General features: G+C 40.3%; 20 protein-coding genes and 1 tRNA gene. 9 read left to right on the top strand and 12 right to left on the bottom strand.

The features are described from left to right. Positions 1 to 20 precede the first annotated feature (20 nt). The 4 genes from AC6UD8_RS01265 to AC6UD8_RS01250 all read right to left on the bottom strand — a co-directional run bounded on the left by AC6UD8_RS01265 (position 21) and on the right by AC6UD8_RS01250 (position 6040). The gene (locus AC6UD8_RS01265) at positions 21 to 1067 is read right to left on the bottom strand and encodes a WxL protein host-binding domain-containing protein (RefSeq protein ID WP_500699196.1); all 1047 of its coding nucleotides are present in this window, start codon (positions 1065 to 1067) and stop codon (positions 21 to 23) included. A gap of 85 nt (positions 1068 to 1152) precedes the next feature. Beyond that, positions 1153 to 4146: a pectate lyase-like adhesive domain-containing protein gene (locus AC6UD8_RS01260; protein ID WP_500699194.1), complete on the bottom strand. Its 2994-nt coding sequence runs from the start codon at positions 4144 to 4146 to the stop codon at positions 1153 to 1155. Between the two features lie 25 nt (positions 4147 to 4171). After that, entirely contained in the window at positions 4172 to 5203 is a 1032-nt protein-coding gene (locus AC6UD8_RS01255; RefSeq protein ID WP_500699192.1) for a WxL protein host-binding domain-containing protein, read from the bottom strand. An 18-nt stretch (positions 5204 to 5221) separates the two neighbouring features. After that, complete coding sequence (locus tag AC6UD8_RS01250) at positions 5222 to 6040, bottom strand: hypothetical protein (RefSeq protein WP_500699190.1); 819 nt, start codon at positions 6038 to 6040, stop codon at positions 5222 to 5224. Positions 6041 to 6391: 351 nt separating this feature from the next. On the opposite strand from AC6UD8_RS01250, the gene map reads away from it, so the two are divergent. Beyond that, positions 6392 to 7192: a type I methionyl aminopeptidase gene (gene map, locus AC6UD8_RS01245; RefSeq protein WP_500695297.1), complete on the top strand. Its 801-nt coding sequence runs from the start codon at positions 6392 to 6394 to the stop codon at positions 7190 to 7192. 11 nt (positions 7193 to 7203) lie between these two features. Then, the gene (locus AC6UD8_RS01240; protein ID WP_500699188.1) at positions 7204 to 7923 is read left to right on the top strand and encodes a matrixin family metalloprotease; all 720 of its coding nucleotides are present in this window, start codon (positions 7204 to 7206) and stop codon (positions 7921 to 7923) included. Positions 7924 to 7968: 45 nt separating this feature from the next. Here AC6UD8_RS01240 and AC6UD8_RS01235 read toward each other — a convergent pair whose 3' ends face one another. From AC6UD8_RS01235 to AC6UD8_RS01215, 5 genes are all read right to left on the bottom strand, one after another. Beyond that, on the bottom strand, positions 7969 to 8598 hold the full coding sequence (locus tag AC6UD8_RS01235) for a DNA-3-methyladenine glycosylase (protein ID WP_500699187.1): 630 nt from the start codon (positions 8596 to 8598) through the stop codon (positions 7969 to 7971). Between the two features lie 38 nt (positions 8599 to 8636). Then, on the bottom strand, positions 8637 to 9083 hold the full coding sequence (locus AC6UD8_RS01230; RefSeq protein WP_500693457.1) for a universal stress protein: 447 nt from the start codon (positions 9081 to 9083) through the stop codon (positions 8637 to 8639). Between the two features lie 94 nt (positions 9084 to 9177). Beyond that, on the bottom strand, positions 9178 to 10893 hold the full coding sequence (locus AC6UD8_RS01225; protein ID WP_500699185.1) for a BCCT family transporter: 1716 nt from the start codon (positions 10891 to 10893) through the stop codon (positions 9178 to 9180). Between the two features lie 94 nt (positions 10894 to 10987). Further along, positions 10988 to 11545: a sugar O-acetyltransferase gene (locus AC6UD8_RS01220; protein WP_500696482.1), complete on the bottom strand. Its 558-nt coding sequence runs from the start codon at positions 11543 to 11545 to the stop codon at positions 10988 to 10990. 42 nt (positions 11546 to 11587) lie between these two features. Then, entirely contained in the window at positions 11588 to 12262 is a 675-nt protein-coding gene (locus AC6UD8_RS01215; RefSeq protein WP_500699183.1) for a ribonuclease H family protein, read from the bottom strand. Positions 12263 to 12369: 107 nt separating this feature from the next. Between AC6UD8_RS01215 and AC6UD8_RS01210 the strand changes: the two genes are divergently transcribed. Next, on the top strand, positions 12370 to 12810 hold the full coding sequence (locus AC6UD8_RS01210; RefSeq protein WP_500693453.1) for a hypothetical protein: 441 nt from the start codon (positions 12370 to 12372) through the stop codon (positions 12808 to 12810). Positions 12811 to 12900: 90 nt separating this feature from the next. Here the strand turns inward: AC6UD8_RS01210 and AC6UD8_RS01205 are convergent. The 3 genes from AC6UD8_RS01205 to AC6UD8_RS01195 form a co-directional block, all read right to left on the bottom strand. Beyond that, positions 12901 to 12974 (bottom strand) — tRNA-Asn (locus tag AC6UD8_RS01205). A gap of 125 nt (positions 12975 to 13099) precedes the next feature. Continuing rightward, complete coding sequence (locus tag AC6UD8_RS01200) at positions 13100 to 14200, bottom strand: NAD(P)-dependent alcohol dehydrogenase (RefSeq protein WP_500699181.1); 1101 nt, start codon at positions 14198 to 14200, stop codon at positions 13100 to 13102. Between the two features lie 212 nt (positions 14201 to 14412). After that, entirely contained in the window at positions 14413 to 14535 is a 123-nt protein-coding gene (locus tag AC6UD8_RS01195; protein WP_500699179.1) for a hypothetical protein, read from the bottom strand. Between the two features lie 109 nt (positions 14536 to 14644). Here AC6UD8_RS01195 and thiD point away from each other — a divergent pair, with 109 nt between their 5' ends. The 6 genes from thiD (at position 14645) to tpiA (ending at position 21568) form a co-directional block, all read left to right on the top strand. After that, positions 14645 to 15445, top strand: a complete 801-nt coding sequence (thiD, locus tag AC6UD8_RS01190; RefSeq protein WP_500699177.1) for a bifunctional hydroxymethylpyrimidine kinase/phosphomethylpyrimidine kinase — start codon at positions 14645 to 14647, stop codon at positions 15443 to 15445. 221 nt (positions 15446 to 15666) lie between these two features. Next, complete coding sequence (locus AC6UD8_RS01185; RefSeq protein ID WP_500723554.1) at positions 15667 to 16236, top strand: 5' nucleotidase, NT5C type; 570 nt, start codon at positions 15667 to 15669, stop codon at positions 16234 to 16236. A 13-nt stretch (positions 16237 to 16249) separates the two neighbouring features. Continuing rightward, a complete protein-coding gene (gene fba, locus AC6UD8_RS01180; protein ID WP_500699173.1) occupies positions 16250 to 17128 on the top strand; it encodes a class II fructose-1,6-bisphosphate aldolase in 879 nt (292 codons plus the stop codon). Positions 17129 to 17468: 340 nt separating this feature from the next. Then, entirely contained in the window at positions 17469 to 18980 is a 1512-nt protein-coding gene (gene glpK, locus AC6UD8_RS01175; RefSeq protein WP_500693448.1) for a glycerol kinase GlpK, read from the top strand. Continuing rightward, complete coding sequence (locus AC6UD8_RS01170; protein WP_500699170.1) at positions 18973 to 20790, top strand: FAD-dependent oxidoreductase; 1818 nt, start codon at positions 18973 to 18975, stop codon at positions 20788 to 20790. Before glpK ends, AC6UD8_RS01170 begins: the two co-directional genes overlap by 8 nt. After that, positions 20783 to 21568, top strand: coding sequence for a triose-phosphate isomerase (tpiA, locus tag AC6UD8_RS01165; RefSeq protein WP_500699168.1), 786 nt, complete (start codon positions 20783 to 20785; stop codon positions 21566 to 21568). The genes AC6UD8_RS01170 and tpiA overlap by 8 nt, the downstream gene beginning before the upstream one ends. Position 21569 lies beyond the last annotated feature (1 nt).

Genomic DNA, 21569 nt, shown 5'->3' with positions numbered 1-21569 from the left:
GAAACATAGTCTTATTAGATTTATAGCTCATCTTGTTTTCTTCCGGCAAAAAAGAAATAAAGACAGATACCAATGATACCCAACAACAATATTAACATAACCAACCAGAAGATGCTCTTTGAAACCGCTTTATTTATTGAATGAGTCGCTGAAATTGGGTTATTGACAGTAAACCCACGCGTAAAGTTCCAGACCTTAGTTCCCTTAAATTGAGGATCATTAGAAATCATTTTTAAGTGAAGCAAATAGCGTCCGTTCGGTAATTGGTTAGCGGACTTAGGAACCAGGTAATTAAACGAACTATTAGGCGCGATTACGGCATCAAAAGTTGTATGTGAGTCTAAAGCATTCATACTGTTAATCGGTGTAACGTCAGTCTTAATCTTGGTTTTTCCAAGCACCGCCGCCCTGTCATTTGATAACTTGACTTCCATCAAATTAGGATTACTAGCATTCAGCATCTTAATCCCATTCATTTTGATGTTAGCAGGTTGTTTTCCGTGTTTTAACTGAATTCCAACCGAATATGAATACAGTGAATTGACTGGTGATGACGACTGGTTGCCATTATCTTCGACAACGTAAAGGCCACCAAGAATGGTTCCCTTGAAGTCTTGAAATCGCCTGTCATTCGGAACATTTAGATTTAAAACAACGGTTTGCTTTTGTTGCGGTTGAAGTGAAACCGACTGATCGGAAGTTTTAGCAAAAGTTACCAACTTCTCAATCGGAAATTGACGGTTATTAGTTTTCTCTTTATTAGCGTAACTAATCGTAGGAGCTCCAGAAGTAGTAGCGGGATTAACTCCCAATTTAACCTTTAATGGCATGTTAGTGCTTCGGTTAATCAACTGGATTTTTAGCTGTTGTTTCATCCCAGGAGTTGCCTTAATATCGAAATAATCAGCCCTTTTTTGTTGGCCTTTCACATCTTTTATCTGAGGAAGAACTTCCAGTGGGACCTGATTTTGTGTATCGGCCTGGGTAAAAATACTTCCAAGTAAGAAGAAAAGAACAAAAGCACCGAGTGCAACTATCATCACCATTAATCTTTGAACTATTTTCATTATAACGCTACTCCAATTTCCAAGTTTAATCATTCATTACGCACAAAAGACGACAACAATTCTTAAATTATCATCGTCTTAATCATTAGTCACCCTCAGAAGGACCGTGAGACAAGTTCCAAGTCAGCGTTCCACTAGAGTTCTGTGAATTGCCACCGAGACCCGCTTTATTATCCTTTAAAACTTCTTCATCTAGGTTCAATTTAATGTTATCCAAATTCCAAAATGTCTGATAGGTTGAATTATCTAAACTCACATCATTACTTGAGACAATCGGGGTTTCCTGTCCATTAAAGTTAATGAGGTCGGAAAGATTGTTTCCCGTTTTACTCCACTGCGTAAGTTCCATGCCACTTGGGGTACTTAATTCTTGGAGAAAACCATCACCAAGTGGGGACCCACCCAAAAGTAACGATGCATCATTTAACAGGTTTCCTTGATTATCATTTGCTGTAGCCGTAACCGATAAGTTCCAACCGTCATCATTTATTTCGCTACCAACAGAATTAGTAAACTGGGTAAAGATCCCCGGCTTCGAACTATTTGGATTGTAAGCTAACGAAGTTCCCTGCTCAGAAATTGGAACCGCCAAATGACCATTAATCGGTGACGCATTCCCACCGTTCATGTTAAATTGCATGCTTTGAGGAACTGCGTCGAGTCTTAACATTGCCGGATCATTATTGTCAGCAGGGTTGTTAGCTCCCGCAACTTGGTCACCCGGATCGACATTTTGTGGAAAGCCATTGTCATCCTGTGTTTGCGGTTGATATGGATTAATCACCCCTGGGCTATTAACACCGTCAACTGGTTCTGGGGTCTCCTTCGTGTAAAACCAACTGGAATCATTATATCCAGCGGCAAAAGCCGTAATGGTTTCGTTCGCAGTCAGGTAGGTTTGCTGTCCGTTCTTTTTAGGCAACGTATAATTGAAGTGCCCGTTAGAATCAGTCTTAGCGACGTACTCCCTTTTGGAAATATTATCAGGAGCTTTGGGTTGAAACATTGGATATCCAAAGGCGTAACCATCATTTGGGATACTATCGTTGTTACCAACATTGGGTTGGATATTCGGATCACCAGTTAAACTAACATATGCATTTGCATAGGGAGCACCGTTGTCATCCGTGACGGTTCCGTCAATCTGGTACGAGTACTTCGAATCCCTTGCATCATTTAATGAATGGTCAAACTGCAGGTTACCTTCAGACTGGGAAGTCCCCACCTTTAAACGAGAGTATTGATATGGATCAAACGAAGTGGGTTGAAAGGTATCATTTGGATACGACCAGCCACTAGCCGGTGATTGTTCCCAACTCCACTGAGGCGAACCGTCATTATCAGAATTAGTTAAGTTCCAAGCTGAGAATGGTTGATTAGCACCAAACTCAATTTGTCCGCTCCCGGTTGTACGACCGCGATTAACCGAAATAATTGGTTCATTAACCGGATGACTATAATTACTCATCCGCAGATCGCCATACCCCAGTTTACGTAAATCAACGTTCCCAGTTAGCGACTGAATTGCCATTCTTGAGTCATTATTTTGAACATTTTTATCAATGTTTAAGGTTGGCTGTTGATCAGAACCTGGGTCAAGTCCAGCAACCTGATTAGGAGCAAAGGTAATGTCCCCGTTAGCAAATATGCCTGGACGATTAGTTGCTGGGCTTCCGTAACCATGGTTACTATTGACCGTTAGGGTTGAACTCCCAATATTAATTCCAGATTGAGCACTACTATTTGCTCGATTATAGGAAGTGATGGCCCTATGACCAGGCGTCATATCAACATTAACCTTGGAATAATTACCAATACTAAAGTCATTTTGATTATTGCCACGCCCCAGATCAAATCCAGAAGTTTGACCTGAACTGTTGCTATTACCACCACCAACTGAGTTTTTAACAGTCGCATCCATATCGACATTGACATTGTTACCAATCGCAATCTGACCCAGATTAAAGGGTTGACCAGTATTAGGATTAGTGGGAATATTTTGAATCCGCTGATCCCATCGTTCGTCTCCCCAGTCACCAATTTCAAAATTAGGAAGAGAAGAATTGTTATTACTGGTGGTTTTAACGTTAGTTGGATTGGAACTGTCATTACTGTCGGCAATCCACAATGCACATGCTTCCATTAGTTGTTGACCACCAAAGGAAATATTAGTATTAGTTCGCCCCATCGCTGAATACCGATTAACCTGGTTCAACCGGATTTGGCCCTTTAAAACGTCTAATCCACCATAGTTAACAAACGGTTGGGAACCAGTATACGAATAATTGGTGTAGGTTTGTACATCACCATGAATTCCACCGTTGCTATCACAAAACATCCCATAATAATTACCACCATAAACATTCAAGTTGTTAACCTGGATGTCTGGAAACTTAGACGTTCCGTCCGAATAACTTCCATTATTTCCCTTCCAATCAAAACTATTCCCGCCTAAATCAACCGTTGGACCATTAACGTGTTGATCGTCCGGATTACTATTAGAAGTGGTAACTTGTCCGTCGACCACCAGATTGCCACTTAGACGAGAAGCAGCCTGGACCTGTCGCATTCCGGTATCAGGAGCGGCAAAATCATTTGCAATTAAAATATGATCGACGTTTGAATTCTGGATGGCCGCAACAAAACTACTCCAGTCGCCCACCGAGACAGTCGATAAATCAGCCGTTTTAATTTGCGCAGCCGACAACTTGGTGGCTGGCACGTACTTACCCGCCTTAAAATCACTTTCGTCATTCTGACTTTCTTGCATTAATTGTGTGTACTTAACGTTCTTTTGGTTTGTATCATCGTCATTCGAGGTTTTAATCCTCTGGTCGTTTCCAGATGACGCCTGATCCGGATTATCACTATTTGAACTTGTCTTTTTAAACGAACTGCTTTGACTAGTGGAATGAGCATGATTAGCTGATGAACTAGCTGTTTGAGGATTACTTTCGCTCTTGGCCGAAGCAGAACGATTTGAACTCGTTGTATATAAGAATAGGATCGTACAAGCCACTATAAATAATATGGTCACTCCACCGAGAATTACTCGTTGGATCCATTTATCCTTTTTCACCGTTCATTCCTCCCTGATTTAAGACTTACACCTTGTGTTTTCGATGATTAAACATTACTAAAGATGCCAAAATTGTGACAATCAGTACTAACGCAACTATAATTCCGATCATAATCAAGAGTGTTCGATCTGAAAATGTCCTGATGTAGTCAACCGGACTAACGATAAATTCCCTTTGTAATTTAACGTGACTAGGTGATTCATTAACTGAATTTTTACCACTGAGATTAACGGTGGCAACGTACCTACCGGGCAATAATTGTTTATTTAGTGGTTGTTTGATCACAAATTCACTGTTGGGCGCAACCTGACCCCTTCTAATCTCGTCGGTACTCGTCATAAGTTGATTGAACGTCACGTTCTTCAACGTTGCATTAGCTTTCACGTCATCCAACATGGCCGGTTTTTTATTTACTAGTCCAAAAGTAAACATTGCATGTTTGACAGCATCCTTCTTGAGATCGTTTTTGGTTGCCTTAATCTCACTACCTTGCGGTTTCCCTTTTCTAACTTCAATCGGGATGGTGTAAGAAAATTGATTATTAATCTCACCTTTAACTGCCGGCGCATCTTGTGTAAAAGTTACTGCACCAAGGATTTCGCCATTAAAGTCGCGAAAATTATCATTATTTAGGTTGAGGGACATTTTCACGAGCCGAGTTTGCTTGGGAGCTAACTGAAAATCACGATCACTTAACTCATTAAATGAGACCACTTGGCGCATGTTAACGGGTAATCCACGAAACTGACTTTGATTATTATTAAAAAATAACGCCAACTTAGATGATGTGGACGCAGAATCAACTCGGGTGCTAATCTGACAAGCGTTGGTTTTACTTAAGTTAGTTAACGAGACAGCGATTGGGTAATCACGTGCTTGGTTAGTTATAATCTGGTAGTATGAATTATCATGTGACACATGATAACTGTCATCGATCTTGACCTGGACTGGGGCCGTACTGCTCATACTAGCAGCCGAAGTCGTCAAAGTGGCCAAGATTACCACCATAAATAAAGCAATCAACGTGATCAATAGTGATTTAACGAACTTTTTCATAATTAGGGTCCTAACTGTTTAGTGAACCTGAGGAACATAATTCCAATCAATTGTGCCGTTGTATTCATTATCTTGACTAGGGACTTTATCATAGCCAGTAAAACTATTACTATTAAACGGAACTTCCAGGCGGAAATCTCCTAACGTCCATGCTAATTCATACACGCCAAACGAACCAACCGGAGTCATTGACTGATCAGCGGGGCCATTATTAGTATTCGACAACATTACCGGAGCATCTGCATCAGTCGTAATGGTGGTCGTTCCAATGTTGTCTGGTGACGCTGGTTGTGAGATATTATTGTACACAGCATCACTAATGTCATATTGAAACAGTTGGGTATTCTTTAATTCAATGTACGCTCCGGGAAGGGCATCTCCATCACCGTTAACAAACCCGTTTCCATTCCCATCGGCTTCAAGTGTGGCCTTTAACTCCATTGGTCCGGTATCACCAAAGTCATGAACTTGGACAAACACAAAGTTATTCTGACTTCCATCTTTAGACGTGCTAGATCCACTTGAAGTTAACGGACTATCCGCAAAATGTGGGTCACTGAGAGCCTGAAAGGTTAACTCTTTGGGGACATAATCGACGGCATCTTGATCATTATTCTCACCAGCCGCTCCATTAGCACCAATGTTGGAATTGTCACTTGGTGTAAAAGGATTGATGATTGGGACATTAAATCTTCCCTGCACGTTTAGGCCCACGTCGGTATCATTATTTTGGGAATAATCAACTAACCCATCGGCTCTTACAACTCTGGAAAATAGGCACACTAACAAAACCATGCTGCATAGAAAAAGCCCTACATATTTAACTTTTGCTACCAAACTCGTCGCCTCTTTTATCTCAAAGAATAAAAAGTAATCTTCTTTAACAACAACTTGTTAACTAAACCAGATATCTTGCTTCATATTTTAGAATAATTATTAATTTATCACTTAATTAATTGATATTGTAACACGATCCCCATCAATCTTTAAATTTTATAAAAATAAATGTGATGTTCTTTCACAAAGACGTCGGTTAATTTATGATTAGAAATAATAGGCCCAGTAGTGATATATTAGAGGTGTGAGATTTTAACTAAACTTGGTAATTAAAAATCATTTTTATGCTTTATTTAATTTTAATTATGGAAGAAAAACCAATTTATCCAACTAATAAAAGGAGATATTCACTTGATTACTTTAAAATCGGATCGTGAAATTAAAAAAATGGCCGAGTCTGGTGCAGTGCTAGCCGGTGTCCACAATGGTTTGAAAAAAATCATTAAGCCGGGTGTCGATACTTGGGAAATTGAAGAATTTGCTGATAAGTACATTACCGACCACGGGGCTACTCCATCAGAAAAGGGCTTTGACGGCTATAACTACGGGACTTGCATCTCAATCAACAATGAAGTTGCCCATGGAATCCCGCGTCGGGGCTTAAAATTAAAGGAAGGCGACATTGTCAAAGTTGACATGTGTGTCAATAAAGACGGTTTTGAAAGTGACTCCTGCTGGTCATACGCGGTTGGTGAAGTCTCACCCAAGATCAAGAAACTCATGGAAGTTACTAAAAAAGGACTTTACCTTGGCATTGACCAAGCTCAAGTTGGTAATCGAATTGGAGACATTGGTGCTGCCATTCAACACTACGTTGAAGACGAAAACCACATGGGTGATGTCCGAGAATTAATTGGACATGGCATCCAGCCTTCCATTCATGAGGATCCAGCTGTTCCAGCTTATGGGGTTGCCGGTCATGGAATGCGTCTCAGACCGGGCATGACCATTACCATTGAACCAATGGTTAACCTCGGTACTTGGAAAATCAAAGATGATTATGATAAAAAAGACGATTGGACCTACTACGTTAGCCAAGATGGCTCATACTCAGCTCAATACGAACACACCTTAGCAATCACCGAAGATGGTCCTAAAATTCTCACTTCTCAGGATCACGTTGCTGACGCTAAATATATGTTCAAAAAATAAAAGTAATGAAAATGGATCCGAAATCATTAAGAGTTTCGGACCCATTTTCTTTTTTGTTCTCCATTCTGTTTCGCTATGCTAAGATGGATTTGTTTCAGACTAAATCAGGGATGAAAGGTGGACCAAAAATGAAAAAATCAATCAAAATTGTGGGAACCCTAATGGTATTATTAGTTTCAATGATTGCCTTTAGTTCTCTCACGAGCTCGACCACTGAAGCTGATCAGAAAGTTGATCCTAACATTGGTTTTCGTTATGAACACCCCACCGCCAAATACTATATTCGGAGAGGGACTCCCAAATCGTACCAAACTATCTTTGAACAAGCTGCCAGAAACTGGAATAAAACGCATGCTTTTACCTGGATTCGTTCCAAAACCAAAGTTCCGACAACCATTGGTACTACCAATAGTAATACTGGATTCTGGAAGAGCAATCGGTACGCTGGAGTTACTTTAAATCTCACTAAAACCGTCAACGTTAAAAATCACACTTATCAGTCAGGTGCCAAAATCACGCTCAATCCGCGGGTAATGAGCAACATGGAATACACTTACAAGCAGCAATTGCTAACAACCGAACACGAATTTGGTCATGCAATGGGACTTAAGCACAATCACGCTCAAGAAAGTATCATGTTCCCAAATGACACCTACTATAATTCACTTGATCCTAATCAGATTGGTCTTAGTGACATTCATGGTTTAAAAAACCTGTACCATGAAAAATAAAACAATTTTAAAGGGATGCTACTTTATGAAAGTAGCATCCCTTCCTTATTTCCATCCGTATGTTTTTAAATCCATATCACGCTTAGATATCTTAGACACATAAGGGTTCCCTTTAACGTAGAAACGATACGGCTTGTCCGTCCAAGTTCCTCGGTCACTAACCCCAATTCGTCCCGATTCGACCACTTCTTTTGGGACTTTCACATGATCAATGTCTAAGTCAAGGGCGGTGTTACCAAGCTCAATCAAGTTCATATCCTTGTCATAAATCCCCAAGGCATCCATTAATTTTCCCGGGCCATTAGTCAATTCAAAACCATTTTTCTTACGATTTTGTTTCATCAAGTCAATCCCTTGATAAGGTTCGATTCCACGAATCAAAATTCCCTCTGGTACGTCCTTAGCCTGAGCAGCAACGTCCAAACAAAGTCGACCATGAATGGAGTAGATATAAATCGTGCCAGGAACACCATACAAGGCTTCGTTCGATGGGGTCCTTTTCCCCTGATAGGCATGCGCTGCTGAATCTCTTTGTCCCAGGTAGGCTTCCGCTTCGGTAACGTATCCGCTCATCAACCCCTTTGGAGAATGATAAACCAGTAACGTTCCAAGCATCTTTTTAGTAATCTCATCGGTGGTACCTTCATTAAAAAAATCTCTTAACTTATCTGACAAAACCCTTACCTACCCTACCTCTTATTAAAAACTTTAGACTAACGAATGATAATCGTTGAAATTTTAGACTGCTTAACCAGTTTAACACTAATACTACGATTACCGTGTTCACCGGTCGCATCAGCTCCACAAATTAAGAGATCTGCCTTAAACTTGGGAGCAATAGCATCCAAGATTTCATCGTCAATGTTCCCACCAACTGAAATAATGGGAGTTACGTCTTCCACGCCAGCGTCACTTGCTCGATCGGTGTAATTACCAACCACTTCTCGTAAGTGATCCCGTTTTGCTTCGATTTTACTTGGTGTTAAAGAATCATAAATATTAATATCATTATTTTCTAACACCGAGCAAATTCCAAGTGCCGCATGAAACTTAATGGCAATAGTAACTGCGTAACGAAAAGCCCGTTGCGTTGACTTACTATCGTCGGGATCAACTGTCAATAAAATTCTTTCAAATGTCAATGGTTTAAATTTTTCCATTGTCTCCATCCCCTTTCAATAACATCATATCATTAATTTTATGATTTTTAATAAAAAAATAATCAGTAGCAACCCACTGATTATTATTAACTCATTATTCTTTATTAGGATCAGGTAGCGACGCTTCACCAGCACCATTTTGAGCGTCTTCAATACTTTTTACCATTTTTTTAGCATGAATACGACGCATCTTTTCCTTTTTTTGTTTAATTCTTAGATTGTCCATTGCTTTATTTTTAAGCACGATTCCTTCATCATTTTTAACCATGTGGTAAATCGATATCAATATCATGATACATACAAACATTAATGGAAATCCAGCAATCGCACAGAATGTCTGGATGGTGCTAAATCCTCCGACAACTACTAGTCCAAACGAGAATAAGACAAAGACAACAACCCATGTCATTCGGTTAAACTGGGTTGGTTCCTGTCCCTCCTTTAACCTTAAACTTGTAAATGAGGAAACAATGAAAGCTGAGGACGAGATGGTCGTCGCCAGAAAGATAAAACACGAAATACAGTAAACGACAAAAACAATTACCTTAAAGGGCAAACTGGATAATACAGCAGTAATGACAGCAGCCTGCCCCTGCGTATTCAAAATATGAACCAAGTTAATCTGTCCGGTCCTTTGTAACCATAACGAATAGCCACCAAGAATTGCATAAAAACTTAAACATCCTACTGAACCGTAACCAAGCATTCCAATCAAAGTTGAACGAATGGTTCGTCCCTTAGAAATACGAGCAATAAAGAGTCCCATGACCGGCATGTATGACAGCCACCAGCCCCAGTAGAAAATCGTTTCCAGTTTGGCAACGTCCGCAGTTCCATTGGGAATGGTATTAGTCGACATGGAAACAAACTTATCAGCCAAGAGTCCCAAACTGTTGGTCTCTGAACTTAAGATATAAATAGTTGGACCAACTAACAGGACAAAGGCTAAGAAAATAATGGCTGTCCAAATATGGGCATCACTCAAACGATCAATTCCACCATTTAATCCCTTATAAACGGTCCAGGCAAAGATCACAAATAGCACCGCAAAGAGCGCAGTTTTAAGTTCCAAATTATCTGGAATCCCTAATAAACGACTTAAAACATTAGAAATAATGGGAATTTCCATTCCAACCGATGATCCAACACCACCCATAATTCCAAAGACAACCAGAAAATCAACTAGCTGTCTGGTGTAATACTTCCACCTAGCCTCACCTTGAATAAAATCAATGGCAGAGCTAAGGCGTTGTACCTTGCCGTGTTTAACAAATAGAATATAAGCAATGGCAATCGTGGCCGGAGCAAACATCATCCATGCCATTGGTCCCCAGTTAAACTGACCAAACATGTGCGCATAATTATAAGCACTCTGTGAAAATGGTTTAGCCCCAAAGGGAGGATGCTGCAAGTATCGAAGCGGATCTACCATACTCAACATTAAAATGCTGGCATCAATTGCGGTCGCAAAGACCATGCTGCCCCACTGCAAATCACTATACTCTGGTTTGGAGTGGGGCTCACCCAAGCGGATAGCACCATACTTTGAAAAGATTAACCACATAAAAAATAAGAAGTTAATTATGTAAACCACCATATAGGCCCATCCCATTTGATTAGTGATCCAATTTAGGGCTACCGCTAGTACTCCTTGCAACTTGGAACCACCAATAATCAGAATGATTGAACCAATTCCAAAAATTAATAAGGTTGGAATAAAGACGAATTTATCAATATTAAATTTTTTAAAAATAAAGAAATCCCTCCAAACGCTTTTTTCACAACAAAAAACGCTATGTATGGTGCTCATAGAGCCACTTGCATAGCGTTGTAAAGGTCACACAAATGATAATTACTTATCTTTCACTATCATTATACACAACTAAGATAATAAGTAAAATTCACTAATTATTGTCAATCTTTTTTAATACTTGAGCTGGATTTCCGACTAAAACCACATCGTCTCCAAACGATTTGGTAACAACAGCTCCAGCACCAACCACCACATTGTTTCCAAGGGTCACGCCGGGAACAATGGTGACATGACCACCAAACCAGGCATTATCACCAATTGTAATTGGGGCCGCCATTTCAACATCTGCAACCCGTTCCTTAGCATTCAAAGGATGGACGTTTGTATAAAGTCCACAATTAGGACCTATGTAACAATTTTTACCAAATGTGATTGGAGCCGTATCAAGCAGCGTTAATCCGTAGTTAGCGTAAAAGTTGTCCCCGATGTAAATATTAAAGCCATAATCAAACTCCATCCCAGTCTCAACAAAGAATCTTGGTCCGCTCTTTTTTAACAATGATTGAATCAGTTGGTTCCGCCTCTCATTATTAGGGGTATTATTAGCCTCCTGCAACTGCTTTCGACAAAGGATCCTTCGACTAATCAGTTCTTTATCAAATTGATTATAAGATTCGCCCTTAGTCATTTTTTCTCTTTCACTCGTCATTGAATCACTCCTTTTAGGTCTTAACCTTATTATTAGGAAAATTTACATTTTGTCCATAGTCTGATTCAATTTCTCGTCCACGAAGACGTTTCCTTTATTTGTGGCGTGACCCTTCGTCCAACCAAATTGGATGTTAGGAAACTGTTTCAATAAATCATCCAATTGTTGCCAGAGTTCCTTATTTTTAAGTTCTCCGCCACTACGTTTCCATCCGCGCTTTTTCCACCCGTCAATCCAGTGTTTAGTAATGGCGTTTAAAACGTATCTTGAATCGCTGACAACCCCAACACTCTGGTCGTTAAGCTGATGATCAAACAACCATTTCAAAGCTTTCACGAGTGCCATAATCTCCATTCTATTATTAGTCACCCCATACTCACCGCCTGAATCAACGTGCTGACCGGTCGGAGCATCAATTAGGTATGCCCACGCCGCCTTATCGTTTGATTTGACGTGATCACCAGCAACATTACCGTGATTTCTGGAACCACCATCGGTAAATACAATGATGGTTGGTCGTTTACCTACTTTACTTTCCACCGGATGGTTTTCAAATTGAACCCCATATAAGTACGCACCAGCTTCTCTTTTAGTTGCAAAACTTTTATACTCAGCTCCCGAAAATCCATCAACTTGCTTTTTAGTGAGTTCCCACGTTGGATAAATTCCAGGGTGTCTCCCCTGCTTTACCGCGTAATACTTCTTATTCTTTGCCATTTTAGCTCCATTTGAATTAAAATCTTAATTAATTATTACATTTAATCATATCGTTTTGCATTTTGTAATATTTATGCGAAAATAACATACAGGAGGGGATTCATACAATGGCTGACATAGCTGCAAAATTAATTACAGTTGATCAAGCGTTAGCAATGCTCAAGGACCGTCATGCTCAAAAAAATGAACGTTTTCCCAAGTTAATGACTCCCGGTAAGTACATTCTACCAGATTACTTCTTAACTAGAAAAAGGGAAGCGTTTAAGATTAGAAAGCATACTTTCTTAAAGCGGCGCTCCCGCTCATACGTTGCTTTCGATTCAGAGAATGGTCAGACGCTTTGGTTGCACAATTTCCCTAGTCTATCAGAAGCATTATTCTGGTTAGATACCGGCCTTAAACCAGCCGATTCTGATTCAGGATCTTCATTCAAAGAATGGAAACAAGAGCATGCAAAAGAAATTGAAGGCATGAAAGACCAGCTTAGACAAATGCCAAAACCTAAAAAAAGTAAACCAAAAAAAGCTAAAAAGGGTAAAAAGCATTAATATCAAAAGTCCCGAGTTGAATTTGGGTTTTTGATTAACTAATTTCACAAAAAAGCACCGCTCAATCAAATGAGTGGTGCTTTTTTGTAGCTGCTGTGGCTGGGCTCGAACCAGCGACATCTTCATTAACAGTGAAGCGTTTCTACCAACTGAACTACACAGCAATAATGAATTACTTAATTTGTTGTTCACAAGTATACACAGTTATTAATTAACTGTCTACTGTTTTATCAAATTATTTTAAATAAAAAAAGTTCTGCGCTAAAGAAACGCAGAACTCAAGTTTAATCTATTTTCGCAGCTGTTCGTTTGGGTAAATGATAACCTTCAAAGAGTTCGATTTATCCGTTCTTGATTTTTCAAGAGCCGCTTTCGTTTCATCTAGTGGATAAAAGTTAGTTAATATATTATCAACCTTATCAGTGTTTTTAGCTAAAATCTTTAATCCAGTCTTATAGTTGTTACAGTATCTAAAGATCCCCATAATGGTGGTTTCATGATCAGTCATGAACGGAACATCCAGTGGCGTTTGGTCGGTTGTTGGGACACCAATGTAGGCGGCTTTACCACCCCGCTTCAGCGCGTGAAGTGAAGTTTGTTCACCTGGAACTGATCCTGAAGCGTCAATGGCGTAATCAACGCCCTTGCCATTTGTGATGGTCTTAACTTCGTCTAAAACATCCGCATTTTTAATGTTAATTGCATGAGTAGCTCCCAGCTTCTTGGCGGTATCAAGTCGGAGTTGCTCGGTATCACTGACAATGATGGTGTCAGCACCATGGGCCTTTGCGGCTAAGATCGCAAGCAATCCGACGGGACCCATGCCAGAAATGAGAATTGTTGAACCAACGTCAACTCCTAATTTTTGAGTAGCATGAACGCCAACTGATAGTGGCTCATTTAGAGTCGCCTCTTCATAAGAAACGTTTTCAGGAATGTGATAAACAAAGTCTTGTGGATAAACGATGAATTGAGTTAAATCACCATCAACTGGCGGGGTTGCCATGAATTGCATGTTAGGACAGAGGTTATAATGGCCCGTTCGACAAGCCTCACAATGACCACAGGGAACACCCGGTTCCATTGCGACTCGATCATCACGTTTAAAGTCGGTTACTTGATCACCCACTGCTACAATCACACCAGAACTTTCATGTCCTAAGATTAAGGGTTTTTTAACCACAAAATCACCAATATGTCCTTGGTCATAGTAGTGAACATCTGAACCACAGATTCCAACTGCCACAACTTTAATCAAAACATCGGTTGGACCCATTTTCTTTAACTTAGTGTCCTTCATATCAATATCAAACATTTTTTCTAAGACCGCACTTTTAGTGGTCTTAGGCATATTATTTTTGTCATAGTCGGGAATTTTTACATCAGTCATGATTTTCAGTCTCCTTTATTAAGAACTCATTTACAAAAATCATTTTAGGTTAGAAACCTACAACTCCCATTTTTATCATCCCATTCCCATAATTTTCACCATCATTATCACACCTTGCTCAGTGGTTATCAATAAAAAAGCACAAAAAAATAGACCACTAATTATCAAAATAAATCAATAATCAGACGTCTAGTAAAAGTTAATTAGTTCAATTATTTAGTAGGTTTTTGTTTCAAAAACTTTTGTAAGTCTGCTACTTCTTTTTGTTTTGCTTTACGTTTTTTAGTGTCGATCGGACGACGACCTTGGACACCATTTGGATGACAAATTCTCATGATGAAAAACTCCTTCCAATTAAGTCTAATTCCTTAAATACATCAGCTCTTAGTATTATAATACATGGAACAGGTAAAAATCAAATCAAACTAGAATGGAGACACAAAAATGGCTAAAGATTATCCACAAGCAGTAACGATTGCTGGAAGCGATAGCGACGGTAGTGCTGGCGTCCAAGCTGATTTAAACACTTTCTTTGCCCGTCGGGTCTACGGGGCATCGATTATCACAGCATGTGTATCGGGTAATTCATATGGGATTCACGATAGTGTTAACATGCCGACTAGTTTTATTGACCAGGAATTTAAAGACCTCGGTGATGATTTTCACATCTTGGCTGCTAAAACTGGCATGTTATCAGACGCTAACATCATTAATACGGTCGTAAAAGATTATCAGCTCTATGACTTTGGTCCCCTCGTGGTTGATCCAGTAATCACCACCAAATTTGGTACCATGCTTTTAGAAGCGGATGCTTTTGACGCCATGAAAAACCAACTGGTTCCCATGGCAACCGTCCTCACGCCTAACTTTTTTGAAGCGCAAAAGTTGACTGGTTTAGACGTTGACGATCCCAACTTTATGGCAAAGTCAGCTCAAGCCATGCAGGACATGGGGGCTAGTAACATAATTGTTAAAGGACGCCATGATGACCCCAGTCAGACCAAGGTTTCTGACTACGTTTTACTTGAAGACGGCAAACATTTTAATATCGACGGCCCTTATTTTACCACCGACCGTAAAAACGGAACTGGTGATACTCTTTCAGCTGGCATTACCGCTGAAATGGCAAAAGGACACACCGTTTCCGATTCCATTAAGATTGCCAAACAATACGTTGATGGCGCAATCGAAGACGAGATCCAAGTTGGTCATAAATATGGTCCAATCAATCATTGGGCAAGATAATTTAGGAATTAATATTTGTAAGACGCAAATTCATTACTTAAGGGATGAGCTTGGGTCTTTTTTTGGATTGAGCTCAATTTTCATTTGAGGCAAATTAATCATAATGTGGTATGTTCTAATTATCCAAGCTTAAATAATTTTGATTATTAATTTATTGATCAAAAAGGAAAGGAATCTTATGTTTCATGAAAGCAAACAAACCAATAAAATTATTTTTAGACATGGATAACGTGTTAGTTAATACCATCCCTGTTCTAAACCAACGGGCGAAATCATTACCAACCGGAGCTCGTCCTGATCGGATCCCCGGCATCTTTAAGGATCTTGATCCGACCGAAAATGCGATTGAAAGTGTTAATCAATTAAAAAAATATTATGATTTGTACATCCTCACTACTGCTCCGTGGAGCAATCCAAGTGCTTGGCAGGATAAGGTAGCGTGGATTCAACGCTACTTTGGTCAAGAAAAAGGAAGCCCCTTTTACAAAAAAATCACAATGACTCACAATAAGAGTCTCGTTCACTACGTTGGTGGAATTCTGATCGATGATCGTCCGTATCATGGTGCCAGTGCTTGGAACGACACCAAAACCAACAGTGTGTGGATCCAATACGGATTTGATAAACGATTGACTTGGAAAGATGATCTAGTTCCATTCTTGATTAAAATTGCCCAATATGGCAATCAAACTAACCAGTTGATTGATGCCGTCAATCAGGCTAATGATCAAAATCCAAAATACGTCGTCCACGGAAATGTAAGTACGTTTCAAAAAGAAAATTGGGAATAAGGGAGAAAATAAAATGATTACAAACAGTACTGAAATGTTAGATAAAGCTCGAAAAGAACACTATGCCGTTCCGGCATTCAACGTTAATAATCTAGAATGGGCGAAAGCCATCTTAGAAGCATGTGAAGAAGCCAAGTCACCGGTCATTATGCAGGTTACTTCTGGTTCGGCCAACTACATGGGCAGTTTTAGATTAGCCTATGATTTGATCGTGGATATGCACAATGCACTAAACATCACCGTGCCGGTCTCAATCCATCTCGATCATGGAAACTACTACGACTCCATTAAAACTCTCGGAATCAAGTTCACTTCAATCATGTTTGACGGGTCTGCCCTCCCGTTAGACGAAAACCTTGAAAAAACCAAGACCCTAATTAAGTTAGCACACGCAGAAGACGTTAGTGTCGAAGCTGAAGTCGGAACCATTGGTGGTGAAGAGGACGGAGTAATTGCTGATGGTGAAATTGCACCAGTTGATTCAGCCGTCAAAATGGCCGAGACTGGCGTAGACATGCTGGCAGTTGGTATTGGTAATATTCACGGTAAGTATCCAAAGGACTGGAAGGGTCTCAATTTTGCTCATCTAAAAAAGATCGACCAAGCCCTTTATGATAATACGGGAAAGCAAATCCCATTGGTTCTCCATGGCGGCTCTGGAATTCCTGATGACCAAATCAAAAAGGCTATTCAATTAGGAATCTCTAAGATCAACGTCAATACTGAGGGACAATTAGCTTTCCACCAAGCAATGCGTGACTACGTCCACTCTGATAAAGACCTCGAAGGAAAAAATTATGACCCCCGAATCTTCTTAAAGGCTGGAACCAACGCGCTTAAAAACATGTGCCTAGACCGGATTAGAGTCTTTGGATCAGAAAACAAAGCCTAATTCATACCCGTTATCAAAATAATTAATCCATCTGGATTCACATTTATCTAAAAATGTGAATCCTTTTTTTATTCCATCAGTTCATTCATCAACTACATATAATAAAATGAATAAAGTTTAACGAACGTTAACCCACGTGATTACTCATTTTCTTACTCAAAGCCGGATATTATCCAGGATGTTTTTATTGTGAAATTTGATATTGGTAGTATACTAACCGTTAAAGAAAACGTTTTCTTTAGTTTATGAATGCTGCCATCAAGCTAATCCTAGGAAAATGGCACATTTAATAATTATGTGAAATATGGTTTATTTGTGAAAGTAAGAAGTGATAGACAAAATGAAAAAATATATTTTAGTAATTGACGAAGGGACCACCAGTGTTCGCGCTATCATTTACGATAAAAACGCAAACGTGGTATCTAGCGATCAAAAGGAATTAACCATGTATTTTCCGGAACCCGGTTGGGTGGAACAGGATGCTAACGAAATTTGGTTAACCGCCCAAGCCGTGATGGCAACCGCCATTATCAAGGGCCGGATTAATCCGAATGAGATCGCTAGTATCGGAATTACTAATCAACGAGAAACCACCGTAATTTGGGACAAAGAAAGTGGATTGCCCATTTCTAAGGCCATTGTGTGGCAATCACGTCAAACTGCCCCAATAGCCAAAACAATGATTGATGCCGGGTATAAAAGCATGGTGCAAAAGAAAACCGGCTTAATTATCGATGCGTATTTTTCTGCCACTAAAATCAGATACATCTTGGATCAAGTCTCTGGTGCCCAGGAACGAGCCGAAAATGGTGAACTTCTGTTTGGTACGATCGACAGTTGGTTACTTTGGAAACTAACGGGCGGTGAAGTTCATGCGACCGATTATTCGAACGTTTCTCGAACCATGCTATATAACATCGAAAATCTCGACTGGGATCCTGAATTACTGAACATTCTCAATATTCCTAAAGTCATGCTTCCAGAAGTCAAGGACTCATCGGGAGTCTTTGGTAAGAGTCTGCCGGAAAACTTTTTTGGTGCTTCGGTTCCCATCTCTGGAATCGCTGGTGATCAACAAGCCGCTCTATTCGGTCATTTAGCGGTTAATTCTGGTGACGTTAAAAACACTTATGGTACCGGTTCCTTTATTGTGATGAATACGGGAAAAAAGCCCAAATACTCACACAACGGCTTATTAACCACGATTGGTTATGGAATTGGTGGTCAAATTACCTACGCTTTGGAGGGATCCGTGTTTATTGCTGGTTCCGCCATCCAGTGGCTAAGGGATCGCATGCAGTTAGTTAAAACGGCTCCCGATACCGAAAATCTAGCCAACAAGTCTAATAATCACAACGAGGTTTATGTCGTCCCAGCATTCACTGGATTAGGTGCTCCGTACTGGAATCCAGACGCGCGTGGTGCGGTCTTCGGTTTATCACGTGGAACCACCAAAAATGACTTTGTTAAGGCAACGTTACAGTCCATTGCCTATCAAAGTCGGGACGTTGTGGGTGCCATGGTAAATGATACTAATATGCCAGTCACCAATCTCCATGTTGATGGCGGAGCATCGTTAAATAACTATTTAATGCAATTTCAATCCGATCTTTTAGAGACCTCAGTCGTGCGATCAAAAGACATTGAAATGACAGGACGTGGTGCCGCCTATTTAGCGGGACTAGCCATTGGATTCTGGAAGAGTATTGACGAACTTAAAAAACTTCAGCCTGAGCCAACCATTTTCAATCCCAACATGGAAAAAGATGAAGCAGAAAGCTTATATTCGGGCTGGAAACAAGCAGTTAAGGCAACTGAATCATTTAAGCCTCAGGAGAATGAAAATGAATAACTTTTCGTATAAAAACCGAAATCAAGATATTGATCAACTTAAAAATAATGACTTTGACGTCACAATCATTGGCGGTGGCATCACTGGAGCAGGCATTGCCGTTCAGGCCGCTGCTTCAGGTCTCAAAACCGCTTTAATTGATATGCAGGATTTTGCTGAAGGAACCAGTAGTCGTTCGACCAAACTCGTTCATGGTGGAATTCGATACCTCAAGACTTTTGATATCGACGTCGTAAACGACACCGTCAAGGAACGAGCCATTGTGCAACATATCGCTCCACACATCCCTCGTCCTTCCAAAATGCTACTGCCACTTTACGATAATAAGGATGACACTTTCACCCCGTTAAGCGCAGAAGTCGCCATGGCCATTTACGATCGTTTAGCCAACGTTTCAAAAGACAGTCCCTTTGCACACCAAACATTGTCAAAAGCGGATGCAGAGAAAAAATTACCCAACCTAAGCCACAATCATTTAGTTGGGATGGGAGTCTATCTTGATTACAAAAATAACGATGCGCGCCTCACAATCGAAAACATTAAACAAGCAGTCAGTGATGGTGCCGTTGCAGTTAGTCACGTTAAAGCAGTCAACATCGAAAACGATCACAATCAAAAGATTGTAAACGTGATTGATAGAGAAGATAACACCGAATTTCCAATTAAATCCAAAATCGTCATCAATGCGGCAGGCCCTTGGTACGATGGCATTGTTAAAATGTTTGATTACGATCATAAGCAAAAAATCAGACCTACCAAGGGAGTTCACTTAGTAGTTGATCAAAGCAAACTTAAGGTGCCCCTCCCCGTTTACTTAGACTCTGGGTTAGACGACGGTCGGATGATTTTTATCATCCCAAGATTTGGAAAAACTTACTTTGGAACGACGGACACGGATTACGATGGTGATTACAGCAACCCAACCGTTAATCAAAAAGATGTTGACTATCTCTTAAAGGCCGTTAACCAACACTTCCCAAACGCTAACTTAACGACTAACGATATAGAAGCAAGCTGGGCTGGCATTCGTCCTTTGATTGAATCCGGTGATTATAACGGGAATACCACGCACAAAAACTTAAATGACGACGATCTGCACCACTTAGACACTAAAATCAATCAATACTTTAACCAACAGATTGACCACAACGACGTTAACAATTACGTTCATTCGGTAGTTTCAAACGACCAAAGTGCTTCAAGTGTTTCACGTGGATTTGAAATCAAACTGGTCGACGGTGTCATCAACGTGTCTGGCGGTAAATTAACTGATTACCGGCTAATGGGCGAAGACACGATGAAACTCGTCAAAAAAGAACTGGAACAAAAATTTGATCAACCTGTTTCATTAATTGACTCTAAAAATTACCAAATCTCTGGTGGCCACTTCGATTCAAACGACGTTAATGGCAACATTAAAAGTTATGCTGCCACCTTAGTCAACCGCGGCTTAAGCACCAAGGAAGCCATGGCGATTGCCAACCTGTTTGGATCAAACACTCCCTTAATCGCTAACTACGTTGCCAGTGGCGTCACTGCGCCAGGTTTAACCTTGGCAGAAACAAGTGTTCTTCACTACTCAATCGATCACGAAATGATCAGTCGTCCGATCGACTTCTTACTTAGAAGAACGAACTACCTCCTATTTGATTCCGAGAAAACCGATCAAATCGAGAGGCCGGTCATCGATGAAATGAGCCGCCAATTAGGCTGGGATCGAGCAACTAAAGAAAACATGACCAGGGAATACTTTAAGATCCGCCATCAGTCTCAATTAAAGAAACTAAAGGAGGCTAGTCTCAATGAGTAATCGAATTCCACTTATTTTAGCAAATTGGAAAATGAACAAAACCAGCAAAGATATTGAGGACTTCTTAAAATCATTAGAAGGTAAGTTACCTGATAAAAACCTCGTTCAAGTTGGCATTGCGGCTCAAAACGTCTACCTATATAAAATGGTTCAGTTCATTCAATCCCAAAAAGAGCCCATCGAAGTTTTTGCCGAAAATTTGCACTGGGCCGACGAAGGTCCGTACACCGGAGAAACATCCCCGGTTGCATTATCAGACCTTGGAATCAATGGTTCTATCATTGGTCACTATGAACGCCGCAAGATGTTTAAAGAAACGAACGGTACAATTGGATTAAAAATCATGGGCAGCTTTCGCAATCACCTCACTCCGGTAGTGGCAATCTCGGAGGATACCTCAACCTATAATCCTGATGATCTGGAGATGTCACCCTTAACCGAAATTGCCGTTTCATTTGCTGGCATCAATAGAAAGGATGCTGAACATTTAGTCATCGCATACGAACCATCGTGGTCCATCGGTGCTGCTAAAACAGCCTCATTAGCGGAGATTGAACATGCAGCACGGGTGATTCGCACCTCCCTTAAGATTATTTTCGGAAATGACACTGCCGAAAAGATCAGGATTCAATACGGTGGAGCAGTCACCCCAGAAAATGCCAAAGCCATTTTTTCATTACCAAATATCGACGGACTGCTGATTGGAAGAGCCTCATTATCTTCAGATACCTTTCTTAAAATCATCAATGACGTGGCCGAAGTTCAAAGAGGAACCTAAT

The organism is Fructilactobacillus sp. X1R3C1 (genome assembly GCF_059901545.1).
The sequence above is the reverse complement of the archived record's forward strand: the minus strand, read 5'-3'. Positions and strand labels throughout refer to the sequence as shown.